Genomic DNA, 12,324 nt, shown 5'->3' with positions numbered 1-12,324 from the left:
ATGTCTAATTCAAATCAAGTAAATAAGCCAAACTATCAATCAGAGATATGGCTTGAAGAGCCTGAGCAAAACAACCCATTTGCTGCCAAAAGCAGTTATTGCTACGGCTACAATGTCTATCAAGATATTTTGCCAAAATCTAGCTTGAGTACTTATTGGTACTTACTATTTACAGGGGAACGCCCAACCCCCCTGCAAGAGAGTCTACTCGAGAAAATAGCCATCATCATTGCCAATCCAGGCATGCGTGACGAAAGCATTCGTGCCGCAATGAATGCAGGGGTTGGCGGCTCCACAGCTGCAGCATCACTTATCGCCGCAATTGGCGTTGGTGCTGGGCAGTATGGTGGCGCAAGAGAAGTCTTCACGCTTGTTGAACAATGGCACAACTTAGGTTGCAACTTAACAGCTTGGCAAAACTATTTAAAGGCGCCAAACCAAGATTATAGCCGTATTGATATTTGGTCTAAATACGAGCATGCTCCCGGATTCGAGCCCCATGGCGATACGTGTCCAACACCCATTCTACAATCTCTAAACCATTTAGCGGTAATATTTCCACAAGGTGCTATCGCCTGGCTTCAGCAAAATAGAAGTCAACTTGAACAGTCGGTCACATACCCTCTTAGCATGACAGGTGTTATTGCCAGCGCTATGTTTGATTTAGGGTTAAGCGCTAAGCAAGCTGAAATGTTGTTCTTAATATTGCGTTTACCTGGTGCTGCAATACATGCGCTAGAGCAAGAGCAATTAGGCTGGAAGAAGTTTCCTTTCTTTGGTCAAAATACCCTATTAACTGATGACCCTGGAGCAATGGGCACACCAACAGTAGAAGGATTCGATTTATGAGCCATGATATCAAGTTAAAACATGAGGATGTTATCATTACCCGAATGGGTAAAGGTTTTCTCGGTGAGCGTGTTGTTTATCGTGGTAAAGACTTACACCACCAACTTAAGGATTATCAGTGGCTTGAACTATTTTCCTTTGGAATTACTGGTCGAGAATTTACCAAAAACGAACTAAAACTACTTAATTTTATCTGGGTGAGTACTAGCTACCCTGATAAAGCTATTTGGCCAAATCATATCACCGCACTTGCAGCTTCATCAAGAAGTACCGCATCATTGGCCCTCAGTATTGGTATGACTGTTTTTGAAGCATCAATTTATGGTGGGAAACCCATGAAAGTGGGTATCGATTTCTTTATACGGGCGGTTAAAGAGAATAAAATGGGAGTAAAAATTGAGACCATTATTGAAAGTGAGATAGATAAACATAAGGTTATTTTTGGGTATGGGCGACCATTAGCCAGCATTGATGAGCGAGTTCCGCATGTGATAAATTTTGCCCGCCAATTAGGGCTCGGTGATGGCGAACATTTAAATATGGCGTTAGATATTGCTCAGTATATGAAAAACTCAAAGGGCTTACGTATAAACGGTGCAGCTATAACCTGTGCTTTAGGTGCTGATTTAGGTTTTTCAGCTGAAGAATTCCACCTATTTACAACACCTTTGGTAATTGCTGGCATGCCACCATGCTACATTGAAGCAAAAGAGAATCCTGAAGGGAGTTTCTTACCTGTTCGTTGCGATCGAGTATCCTATACTGGTGTCGATAAAAGAGCTTGGGATTAACTATGGCGATAGAGATTTATTTATAACTAAAAAGTAGCATTAAAAACAGATAAGAAGCTATATCTCAACCTAAACTCACAGAAAATTGGTTGACGCTATAGCTTTTTTATTTAGCCCGATACTTATTAAGTAAAACCCTCTATTAAAAAGTTTTACTAATTGCCAAATAAACGCTGCGTTCAGCTTGCGGTAAATCATTGGGAATATTAATTTTTCCTGCCGTAACATTAGCCGAACTAGGCTCTCGAATATCATCATCAAATAAATTAACTACACTAAATTCAAGCGCAACATCGCTGCTAGGAAACTGATAATTAGCCGTAACATTAACTAAGGTATAGTCATTTAATTCTGCACGTACATCGCCTGGTACTCTGGCGCGATTTGCAATATGACTTATTTGACTATTGAGTTTCAAACGTTCGTTAATTTGCCATTCGACTCTAGCATACATCTGTAAACTAGGGTGTTCTCCAACATTACCATTAACGATAGTATCTTCGGCTTTTACATAGGCTATATTGCTACGTAAAACGATATTATCTTGATAATGATAAATTAAATGTGCTTCAAAACCACTACCAGTTCTTTCTCCCTGATTTTGTGCTGTCGCGGTACCCGTATTCCCGTTTTGCACAAAAGTAATCAAATCATCAATTTTATATTTGTAAAAATTAAAGTCCATCGAAAGCTCTGGTGAATAGCGGTACGTAAACGCAAGCTCTATGGTATCAATATTCTCAGGCGTTAGCTCAATATTACCTAAAGCGACAGGATTATTTAAAGTCAGTAATTCAGCAAAAGAAGGTGCTCTAAATGCTCGGCCGTATAAAAATTTTGTCGTTAAATTTAAACTTGTTGACCAAACAAGCGCGAGTCTCGGGTTAATTGCTGAACCAATATCAGTATAGTTATCATACCGTCCACCAGCTGTCAGCTCCCAGTCAGCAGCCAACTGCATGACCCCCTGAATATACATAAAATAACTTTCTCTATCTGCTTCTGGTAGAAAAGTTTCTGCGGTATCAGAAACATCTTCAACACCATTTGGTCGAGGACTAAAGTCAGCAAAGAAATTTTTACTTTCAGTTACTTTATAAAGATTTTGTCGTTCATAACCAGTACCAAAACTGATCTCGGTACTATCAAAGCCTCTATATTTAGTATTAAGCTCAATGTGGGTTGTTTCTTCTTCCCAACCTGGGTTCCCTATCAAGCCGTCAGGAAAAGCCCCTGAAAACGTGCCTGGAGGTAATAACCGGAGATCTTCATCAATACTTTGACTTGAGCCATAATAACTTGCTTTAACCGTTGCAAAGTACTCAGGCAAAAATTCTATTTCTTTTAAAGCGATATTTACAATATGTTTATTGCCACTAGAGTTGCCCTGGTCATCTATAGCTTCTAAAGCTCCTTGTCCCGTTTCAACATCACTTCTTTCTTGAAACCCAAGATCAACATTAAATAATTCATTTTCTGCCGAAAGCCAGATATCAATGGCGTCAAAACCAACATTTACGTGACCAGGTGCTAATGATACTGGCTGAATACTATTAGGAGCACTGGCTGCGTCTAATGCACTTTGTGCGTCAGCATCGATCATGCCGTCGTATCCATCGCTACTTAGGTATTCAAAATTTGCAGAAAATTGCCAGTTACCGAGTTCAAGTTGGGTATTAAACCAAGTATTCACGGTGTTAAAACTACCAACTTTAGCACCAACTTCATTGGCACGGTTTTTATCAGCCTTTTTGGTGATAATATTGATAACACCAGAAAAAGCATCTGCCCCATAAAGTGCAGAGCCAGGGCCTCGAATAACTTCTATCCGTTCAATAGCGTGAATGGGGTATTCCCCCCATACAGTATGATTATCACCTCGAACAACGCTTTTAGTTGAAGTACCGTTAACCATGAAAAGTGTTTGCGGTGTAAAAGTAGTTGAAATTCCACGAAACCAAAATTCTGGTGCCATATTTTGACCACTTTTCGAAACATGCAAACCAGGTACAGTATCTAATACTTCTGATAGATTTCTAGCACCCATATTACGAATATCTTCAGCAGTGATCACAGAAGCAACAGAAGGCGCCTTTTTTATCAGTTTTTTACTGCCAGTAGCTAAAGAAATAAATTCATCATCACCATAGAAATCAGCTAGCGATTCTTCAAAATCAACAAAATCATCTGCATAGGTAAAAGCATTAACCGTATGGCTCGATAAAGCTAGCACAATTAAAGAGCTGAGAACTTTTCGGGCAAATACCATGTAAACCACCTTTATTTTTTCCAATTAGTAACAATACGTAAAGTTTAGCTAAATTGCCGCTCAGTGTAATGAATCACCAATACTTTTCAACATAATTATTTGTTTTAAATAAATAATTACTCATCAATCGGAATGATAACCTTGACCGTTGTGCCAACAGTTAATTCACTCTTAATAGTTAACTCTGCCCGCATAAGCGCACAAAATTTTTGCGTAATTGCCATACCTAAGCCTGTGCCTTCAAATTTTCGAGTTTGACTACCATCTATTTGAGTAAACTTGTCAAAAATAAATTCAAGCTTATCTTGAGCAATACCAACACCCGTGTCAGCAATAATTATGTTGAGAAATTTATCATCAGAAGAGATAGCAAAGGTAATATCTCCGTTAGCAGTAAATTTACAAGCATTACTCAATAAGTTTAGCAAAATTTGCATAACTTTTTGTCGATCTAAATTTAGAGTATGTTGCTCAACAGTGATTGCTATCGATAGGTTATTTCCATTAGCATCAGCCATAGGTTTAACTGTCTCAACCGTTTCATTTATCAAGTCTTTTATATCAACAGGTTTGCTATTCAAATCCATCTTACCCGCTTCTATTTTTGCCAAATCCAATATGTTGTTAATTAACGCTAGCAAAACATGAGCACTACGAATGCTCTTATTTAGATCTTCCGCTTGAACGGTCATGCATTCCAATTCAAGATCTTCGCGAACTAAATCGGTATAGCCAATAATAGCTTGCAATGGCGTACGTAATTCATGACTAATATTGGCTAGAAACTCTGATTTCAATCGGCTCGCTGCCAATGCTGCATCACGTGCAACAACAAGCTCTTTTGTTCGATAAGCAACTTCAGACTCTAAGGTATCTCGATTTTTTTCTAAGGCTAAATTTTGGTTACCGAGCGTGGTCATCATTTGATTATAAATACTAGCCATTTGTTGGACTTCTAATGGCCCGAAAACCTCGGCATTAGTATAGTGACCGGAATCTCTTGCTTGCGCCATAGTGTGAGACAATCGTAATAAAGGTGTAGTCAAACGGTTTAAAACCCACAACACCAACAGCGAAAGTAATAAGGATAATATCGCGGCAATAACAATATTATTAATCACAATAGAATATTGTACTGCATGAAGTGCTTGCTTATTATACTCTAACAGTATATAGCCTATAACTTGCTCTTTTTGAGCGGGCTCATCAGGCTCGATTAGCTCAATATTATCATGCTCTTCAAGATATTTTACTGGTGCAAAGAACGTCCATGTTAACTCTGTTTCTTGATAGAGCTGTAAGGAGGATAATTGTCTATTTAGCGTTGAACTTGCAGTATCACTTTCATTTTTGGAGTTATAAACAAGGATTGTGGCATCTTCTTTATAAACAGAAATACTATCAACAGATTGAAAGCCTAATGCATTATCAATAGCATCTCTCGCATTTTCTTTACTACCAGTGAGTAATGCTAAAATGAGACGGTCGGCCAAATTATTTGAAATTTGTAAACCAGTCTCTACGGTAGACTTTTTTAATTCAATACTGGTCTGCCATGCTGTAATTATTGAAGTGGTTATTGCCAAGCAAGTAAAGCTCGCAAAAAATAATAACAATAGCTGTTGTTTAAAGCTCATTTTAGAATTAAATAAAGAGTTACTTATTGGCATACAAATTACTCTGGAAAAGTTAGCTGAAAGCTTTTTTGCTGCTCTTGATCATATTTGAAACCTAAATGAGCTGCAGTTCGTAAGTTTACCGCTAACAATGTCGATATTAGTGCCGAGAAAGGCCTTGATTCAGAGCCAATACTATACTCATTGATCATTTTATATAGTTGCTGACCAAGTCGATAGTTATCAGGGTACGTAGAAAAAAGTGCACCTCTTTTTGCATGCGATGGTTTACTTGAAAAAACGACAATATCATCATTCCATGCTTTTTCTAAAATAAACGGCAATGTTACTTTGTCTTGTGAGGAAATACGATCAATCGGCAGCCAAATAGCATCCTTTTCAGATAAGCCATTAGTAAATAACTGCTGATAAAATTCAAGCGCTTGTTTAGTCGAGTCAACTCTCTTAATATCAAGTCTATAGCCTTGTGATATCGCTGCTGATTCAGCTAGACTCATTAACCAACCATTAGCATTACTATAGGCAACATGTATGGTGTTAACTTTCGGCGCTACTTGAGCTAAATACTTAAATAAGTATTTAGGATCAGTAATTAAGCTAATGCCGGCAATAGTATTTGGTGTAATAGGCAAAGCACCAGAGATAACAGTAAAATCATCTTTTAGTGCTCTCGCAAGTTTTAATCCTGAACGGCCTAGCACCAAAATCTTTTTTATACCTTTATCATTCAGCTGTTGAGTTATACGCTGACTGTCAAAGTTTTTTGCAAGTGAAAAAACATCAAGCGGTATCTTTTTGCCGTCATTAACCCTGCCACTCTCAACACCAGAGACTATTTCTTGATAAATAGACTTATAGGGTTCGGAAACATTTGGATAAAAAATAGCAATATCATTAGATTGCGCTGGGAACGCTAACCAGCACGAAAAAAGATAGGTTATCAAAATAGTAAAAAATCTAGGACGACGCAACAATAACTCCCTGTATATTGATGAATAAAAGCCCGAAGAAATCATATTTTTCGTCAAAAAAAACCTAGGTAAATCAATTACAGGAATAAAAATGACGCACAATGACTGCTAACTTACCGATTTTCTCACTCAATTCCATCTTTGACAATAAATAAATAGCAAAACGGGCCAATTTTATAACATTCCTTGTTTACAACAAATTTATACCTTTAAACTATTTTATATCTTGCTTTCGTCTGGTTTTAAAGTCCGAATCTGCAAGCCATCTTGGCCAATCGCTACTATTAGCTAGCTTACTAGCAATATCGACAATTAAGTTAATATCTTGCTCTACACCACCGAGTGACCAGGCGGCAGAATAGTCATCTTCTTCTTTATGATAACGATGACTTATATATTCGGGGTCAGTATCGCCTAAACTCATAAATAGTAAGCTTGGAACACCTTGTTTTGCCAAGGAGAAATGGTCAGAACGAAAAAACAAGCCATTTTGAGGTCGAGGATCCATTTTCACTTTACGCTGTTGTTTAGCTGCAGAAGCGGCCAAGTAATTTTCCATTTCTGACATACCATTACCGTATTGTAAAATATAGTCAACAGCGTCTAGCGCGTTCATACCGTCAATATTTAGCATAGCAACCATACTTTTCGTAGGTACAATAGTACCGAGTGCAAATAGTTCAGAGCCAATCATACCTGTTTCTTCAGCGGTAAAATTAACAAATAAAATTGATCGTTCAAATGGTTTTGTTTTATGCCTAGCCATCAAAATTCGTGCTATTTCTATTGTTGCAGCAGTACCTGTAGCATTATCAATAGCACCGTTATATATTTTAGGGCCATTTTCAGTCTGCTTAGTACCAAAATGATCCCAATGGGCGCTAATAACAATATATTCATTAGGTCTGACTGAACCAGTAATCTTTGCAACAACATTGTTAGATTCGGCATTTTTAATGTTACTTTTCACCGTTAAATTAGCGCTTTCACCTAAACTAACCGCTTTAAAATCTTCGCTCAATGCATACTTTTGCATTTCATTTACTGACATGCCGGCCGCAGCAAATATTTTTTTCGCAACATCATGCTGAATCCAACCCATAATAGGCAGTTTATTGATATTTTTATCACTATCTACAAGAGTATATCTACTTCCCGAGTTAGAGCTCTCAACCACGCTCCACGGATACGCAGCTGGCGCCGTTTGGTGAATAATAAACACCGCTTTAGCACCTTGCCTAGCAGCTTCTTCATACTTATAGCTCCAGCGGCCGTAATAGGTCATAGCATTACCCGTAAAAAGCATATCATTTTGTGTCGCAAAACCAGGATCATTAACCAGAACAACAACAGTTTTGCCTTTCACATCAACATTAGCATAGTCATCCCATTGATATTCAGGGGCATTAATACCATAACCAACAAATACTAACTCAGAATTTTCTAAGCTTACGCTACCACCTACTTGCTGTGTGCGAGCTGTAAAATCACTGCCGGCATTGAAGGTATTGTCGCCAATAATGAGTTGCATACTTTGATCTGGTGTTACTCTCGCCATGGGGACTGGTTGATAAAAACTTTTCTGATTGCCTGGCATTAGCCCAATAGATTGATACTGTGTAGCTAGATAGCTAATGGTTAGTTTCTCTCCGTGTGTTAATGGCCCTCGGCCCGCAAATTTATCAGACGCTAGAACTTTAATATCTTGATGAACTTTGGCTAAATCTACAGTGACATCAGCCAAGGTGTTACTATTTACGCTGGGGCTACTTTTTAGGCAAGAACTCAAGCTTAATATAACTAAAAGCATGACAGGATATAATAAATTGATTTTCATTAGTTATTTCTTTAATCATTATTCGTATAAGTGACAATATACACATTCAAAAAGATAAATACAGGTTTCTTATGACAATATTTAATCGTAAATCTAGCTAGGCTTGACGCCTGCTTTAGCAAGCTGACGTGATAATAAATCAACGAGTTTATTTACATAAGATATGTAGCCATTTTGATCATAATTAACCGAATACTTGTTCATAAAGCCATGCAAAAATTCACTTTTCTCCAAAGTCACTTGACTCTTATTCCTTAACGCTGATTGCAAGTCAGCAATAGAGAAATGTGACTCAAAGGCAGGCAAAATCAACTGTATCGGAATGCTTGGGGTTAGCTTAGTTAAATGTCGAATTTGGCTACTATAAAAACAAATAGCATGTAAAGTGTGGGGAGTTATTTGTTGTGACAGTAACTGCCATATAGCACTCCCCCCAACACTAAAGCCAATCAATAATTTGGGGCCAGGTATTTTCTGTAACTGATACGAAATTTTGTTAACGTAACCATCTAAAGCAACATTAGCCATAAAGTATTGATAAGCATCTTGTTCAGACGTAAATAAAATGGGTTGATTTTGATATGGGCCAACCGTATAACATTTAATATCAAACGCACCACTAATACGTGATGTAACCTCTTGGCACAAACTTTCAAATTCATCTGTTAAGCCAAAAACATCCGCAACAAAAATTATATTCAATAATGAGTCCTACAAAGTCAATTTGGTGAATATTTAACTAAACTACGATAAATAAATTTTCACATGCTTTTTAAAATATTGAAAGGACATTTAGACCCAGCACTAGAAATAGCTGACTCGACCCGTTAGAATCTAAGTATAGAAATTTTAATAATGAACTACGAGAAACATTCAGATGGGCAGAGCATACCAAAACCGTAAATTATCTATGGCCAAAACGGCTGGTCAAAAAACTAAAGTTTATTCAAAATATGGTAAAGAAATTTACGTTATTGCGAAAAATGGTAGTCCAGACCCTGATACTAACTTGTCATTACGTCGTTTAATTGAAAAAGCAAAAAAAGACCAAGTACCTACACACGTTATCGACAAAGCGATTGAAAAAGCAAAAGGCGCTGGTGGTGAAGATTACGCAGAAGCGCGCTACGAAGGCTTTGGTCCCGGTAACTGTATGGTTATTATTGATTGCTTAACAGATAACGGTAACCGTACCATTAAAGATGTTCGCCAATGTTTTACTAAAACATACTCTAAAATCGGCTCATCTGGCACCGTTTCACACATGTTTGATCATCAAGCCGTTTTTGCATTTAAAGGTGAAGATGAAGAAACTGTATTAGAGACATTAATGATGGCTGATATTGACGTTACCGACGTTGATTTAGAAGACGGCATTATTACCGTACATGCACCGCATACTGAATTCTTTAAAATTAAAACCGAGTTTGCTAACTCTATGCCGGAGTATTCTTTAGAAGTTGAAGAGATCACTTGGGTACCACAAACTTATACTGAAATTTCTGGTGAAGATGATTTAGCTAACTTTGCAAAATTCATTGATATGTTAGAAGATTGTGACGACGTTCAAAACGTTTACCACAATGCTGATATTGCTGAGTAAACTTACGCAATACAGATTAAAAAAGGCATCATCATTGATGCCTTTTTTGATTCTCCAAACTAAAGTCATTGCCCAAAAACATGAGTCCATAACATAATAAAAAAGAGGTACACCATGATTGATTTTCGCTCTGATACCGTTACCCGCCCTTGCCAAACGATGCGTGACGCAATGGCAAATGCTGAAGTAGGTGATGACGTTTATGGTGACGACCCAACAGTAAACGAATTAGAGCTGTGGGCAGCAAAGCGTCATGGTTTCGCCAATGCAATGTTTTGTAGCTCGGGAACACAAGCTAATTTATTGGCATTAATGGCACACTGCCAACGTGGCGATGAATACCTTTGTGGTCAACAGGCTCATAACTATAAATTTGAAGGCGGCGGCGCGGCAATCATAGGCTCAATTCAGCCACAACCTATTGAGAATGAAAAAGATGGTAGCTTGTGCTTTGAAAAACTAACCGCGGCAATAAAACCTGACGATAGCCATTTCGCTCGTACGACATTATTAAGTATAGAAAATACTATTAATGGCAAAGTTTTATCCTTGGAATATATGGCTAACGCCCGTGAATTTACCAATCAGCATAACCTAAAATTACATTTAGATGGTGCCAGAGTCTATAACGCGGCAACTGCTTTAAACGTTGATATTACCGAAATCTGCCAGCATGTAGATTCAATGTCTATTTGCCTTTCAAAAGGGCTTGGCGCGCCAATTGGTTCAATACTATTAGGCTCTGAAAGCTTAATTAGTGATGCCAAACGCTGGCGTAAAGTTGTTGGCGGCGGGATGAGACAAGCTGGTATTATAGCCGCGGCAGCAAAAATAGCACTTGAAGAAAACCCTAAGGTATTACAGCAAGATCATGACAATGCTAAATACTTAGCCCGGCAGTTGAACCTACTACCTAATATTGAAGTAAATGAAGATCACGTAGAAACCAATATGGTATTTGCAAAATTTTCAAACACAATTGATATTAATAATATTGTTGAGCAGCTAAAGGCCAAAAACATTCTGCTAACAGCAGGAAATCCCATGCGCCTAGTAACGCACTTAAATATTAATAAAGCAGATATCGATAACGTCATTGAGCAATTAAGTACTTTATTAAGTAATTAAAACCCTATTATACTCAAGCCACTTGAAAATGCAGTTTCAGAGTTAAGCTAGGAAATCAGAGCAAGGCACAGCACGCAGGTAATGGTTATTCCCTTATCAAGTGCTGCAACGCTGCACTGGTTTTCTAGCTTAGCTCCCGCAGGGTAAGGCGATAAAGGGTCATCTCCGGCGTTATTGATTTTTACAATGCGACTGCAAGGATGCAGAAGGTAGAGCGAAGCAGGATGCCAGAGCCGAGAACAACCATTCCTTTCAATCAATGTCTTGGTGCTAACCCTTTTTCGACTTGTTGAATCCTGCATTTTCAAGTGGTTTGGGTATATTACTATTTGGACTAGCGTATTTAAACAATACGCTAGTGTTCAGGTCATTCGAGTGTGGACAACTGAGCTCGATAACTGAGCTCGAAAACAAGCTATTTTGCCAACTTTTCAATCATAGTATTTACTGCTGATAAATGCTCTGGATTGTTATGGCACATACCTTGAAATACTGCACATATATCGAGGAAGTCTGGTAATTCAGTACGCTGGGCTAACTTCATCAAACGTTTAGTTAAACGAAGTGAAGCAACTGGTTTCGATGCTATTTCACCGGCAAGCTCATTCACCTTAGCTAGTAAGCTTTCTGGCTCTGTAACATCTAACACCACGCCTATTGCTTTAGCTTCAACAGCATCGATTACGCGCCCAGTAAAAGTCAGCTCGGCAGCCTTTTGATAGCCGATTAACCTTTGCATAAACCATGCTCCACCATCACCAGGAATAATGCCTAAATTAACAAAGGTCTCACCGAATTTTGCTTTTGTTGACGCTATTCGAATGTCACACATATTGGCAATATCAAAACCGGCACCTATTGCGGGGCCGTTAACCGCGGCAATAACTGGCACTTCTAATTTATGTAATGCTAATGGAATACGTTGAATTCCTTCGCGATAACGTCTTTCAAGCTCTTGAACATCGCCAGCGAAATCACCTGCCCGCTCAGCCATATCTTTAATGTTACCACCGGAAGAAAAAGCAGAGCCTGCACCAGTAATAATCAATACGGCAATTTCTGGGGTTTTATTTATCCATTCAACGGTATTGACAATATCATCTGCGATTGCAGTACTCGTCAGGGCATTACGCACATCATGACGGTTGAAAGTTAAAGTAGCAATATTATTATTTAACGATAAAATACAATCAATTAGTGCAGGTAATGAAGACATTTCAACCTCGGTTAGTTTGTTTT

10 protein-coding genes are annotated in these 12,324 nt (G+C 38.2%); 4 read left to right on the top strand and 6 right to left on the bottom strand.

From position 1 onward, the window contains the following. Positions 1–849: a citrate synthase family protein gene (locus B7C41_RS11175; RefSeq protein WP_085299006.1), complete on the top strand. Its 849-nt coding sequence runs from the start codon at positions 1–3 to the stop codon at positions 847–849. Then, positions 846–1,640, top strand: a complete 795-nt coding sequence (locus tag B7C41_RS11170; protein WP_085299005.1) for a citrate/2-methylcitrate synthase — start codon at positions 846–848, stop codon at positions 1,638–1,640. The genes B7C41_RS11175 and B7C41_RS11170 overlap by 4 nt, the downstream gene beginning before the upstream one ends. A gap of 142 nt (positions 1,641–1,782) precedes the next feature. Here the strand turns inward: B7C41_RS11170 and B7C41_RS11165 are convergent, their stop codons facing one another. From B7C41_RS11165 to B7C41_RS11145, 5 genes are all read right to left on the bottom strand, one after another. Continuing rightward, positions 1,783–3,909, bottom strand: coding sequence for a TonB-dependent receptor plug domain-containing protein (locus B7C41_RS11165; RefSeq protein ID WP_085299004.1), 2,127 nt, complete (start codon positions 3,907–3,909; stop codon positions 1,783–1,785). A 116-nt stretch (positions 3,910–4,025) separates the two neighbouring features. Further along, a complete protein-coding gene (locus B7C41_RS11160; RefSeq protein ID WP_085299003.1) occupies positions 4,026–5,579 on the bottom strand; it encodes an ATP-binding protein in 1,554 nt (517 codons plus the stop codon). A 5-nt stretch (positions 5,580–5,584) separates the two neighbouring features. Next, the gene (locus B7C41_RS11155; RefSeq protein ID WP_085299002.1) at positions 5,585–6,517 is read right to left on the bottom strand and encodes a type 1 periplasmic-binding domain-containing protein; all 933 of its coding nucleotides are present in this window, start codon (positions 6,515–6,517) and stop codon (positions 5,585–5,587) included. 214 nt (positions 6,518–6,731) lie between these two features. Then, positions 6,732–8,354, bottom strand: a complete 1,623-nt coding sequence (locus B7C41_RS11150) for a M28 family metallopeptidase (protein ID WP_085299001.1) — start codon at positions 8,352–8,354, stop codon at positions 6,732–6,734. 93 nt (positions 8,355–8,447) lie between these two features. Continuing rightward, entirely contained in the window at positions 8,448–9,056 is a 609-nt protein-coding gene (locus tag B7C41_RS11145; protein WP_085299000.1) for a hypothetical protein, read from the bottom strand. Between the two features lie 175 nt (positions 9,057–9,231). On the opposite strand from B7C41_RS11145, the gene B7C41_RS11140 reads away from it, so the two are divergent. Beyond that, positions 9,232–9,957: a YebC/PmpR family DNA-binding transcriptional regulator gene (locus B7C41_RS11140; RefSeq protein ID WP_085298999.1), complete on the top strand. Its 726-nt coding sequence runs from the start codon at positions 9,232–9,234 to the stop codon at positions 9,955–9,957. 114 nt (positions 9,958–10,071) lie between these two features. Beyond that, positions 10,072–11,085 (top strand): low-specificity L-threonine aldolase, encoded by a 1,014-nt coding sequence (gene ltaE / locus B7C41_RS11135; RefSeq protein WP_085298998.1) that lies wholly within the window; start codon positions 10,072–10,074, stop codon positions 11,083–11,085. A 415-nt stretch (positions 11,086–11,500) separates the two neighbouring features. Here ltaE and B7C41_RS11130 read toward each other — a convergent pair whose 3' ends face one another. Beyond that, on the bottom strand, positions 11,501–12,301 hold the full coding sequence (locus B7C41_RS11130; RefSeq protein ID WP_085298997.1) for an enoyl-CoA hydratase-related protein: 801 nt from the start codon (positions 12,299–12,301) through the stop codon (positions 11,501–11,503). Positions 12,302–12,324: the final 23 nt, after the last annotated feature.

The organism is Cognaticolwellia mytili, assembly GCF_002104475.1.
GTDB lineage: Bacteria > Pseudomonadota > Gammaproteobacteria > Enterobacterales > Alteromonadaceae > Cognaticolwellia > Cognaticolwellia mytili.
Note: the sequence above shows the minus strand (reverse complement) of the source record. Positions and strands in the feature narration are given on the sequence as shown.

Excerpts from the sequence above, each read along its gene's own strand:
- B7C41_RS11175 (WP_085299006.1), top strand. The coding sequence starts at position 1 with ATGTCTAATTCAAATCAAGTAAATAAGCCAAACTATCAATCAGAGATA.
- B7C41_RS11170 (WP_085299005.1), top strand. The coding sequence starts at position 846 with ATGAGCCATGATATCAAGTTAAAACATGAGGATGTTATCATTACCCGA.
- B7C41_RS11165 (WP_085299004.1), bottom strand. The coding sequence starts at position 3,909 with ATGGTATTTGCCCGAAAAGTTCTCAGCTCTTTAATTGTGCTAGCTTTA.
- B7C41_RS11160 (WP_085299003.1), bottom strand. The coding sequence starts at position 5,579 with ATGCCAATAAGTAACTCTTTATTTAATTCTAAAATGAGCTTTAAACAA.
- B7C41_RS11150 (WP_085299001.1), bottom strand. The coding sequence starts at position 8,354 with ATGAAAATCAATTTATTATATCCTGTCATGCTTTTAGTTATATTAAGC.
- B7C41_RS11140 (WP_085298999.1), top strand. The coding sequence starts at position 9,232 with ATGGGCAGAGCATACCAAAACCGTAAATTATCTATGGCCAAAACGGCT.
- ltaE (WP_085298998.1), top strand. The coding sequence starts at position 10,072 with ATGATTGATTTTCGCTCTGATACCGTTACCCGCCCTTGCCAAACGATG.
- B7C41_RS11130 (WP_085298997.1), bottom strand. The coding sequence starts at position 12,301 with ATGTCTTCATTACCTGCACTAATTGATTGTATTTTATCGTTAAATAAT.